The organism is Paraburkholderia sp. SIMBA_053 (assembly GCF_046534895.1).
Classification (GTDB): domain Bacteria; phylum Pseudomonadota; class Gammaproteobacteria; order Burkholderiales; family Burkholderiaceae; genus Paraburkholderia; species Paraburkholderia caledonica.
The window spans coordinates 1-432 of record NZ_JAWRXU010000132.1; the positions used below are offsets into that span (position 1 = coordinate 1).

1 protein-coding gene is annotated in these 432 nt (G+C 60.4%); it reads right to left on the reverse strand.

Annotated elements, in window-relative coordinates; all coding sequences use genetic code 11:
- Positions 1 to 31: 31 nt before the first annotated feature.
- Positions 32 to 432 (reverse strand): alkaline phosphatase family protein (locus SB753_RS34910; protein ID WP_410804600.1); only part of this gene is annotated, 401 nt, incomplete at its 5' end.

The window sequence follows — 432 nt, forward strand, 5'->3', positions numbered from 1 at the left end:
GCACAGGATGTCCTAGTGTGAGCCGCCGGTTCTAGCGATGCGCATACAGTGGCAGAAAAGGGTCCTTCGACCGCGGAGCGCCTTCGCTCGTGGGCCGCGAGTCACCGCTTGCAGCGACGGGCGACGGGCATTGCGGGATATCGGAGCGAGGGGCAGAAAGGCTCAACATCTTCGAGAAGCTGTCCGCTGCGCGCACGCGCGCCGTCAAGTTGAGGGCTCCGTTGAGCCCAAGCAGCGTATCGGTTGTTTTCAGAATTGAGCTGTGGTCGTACACCGAATGGTCAATGGTGCCAGCAGGAACGAATGGAGAGACGACGATGGCCGGTACGCGTACGCCTAGCCTGTCAAACGCAAAGTTATGGGTTTTCAGGCGGCCATTTTCCGGCGAGCCCGGCGGCTCCGCATTAGGAGGTGTCACATGGTCAAAGAAGC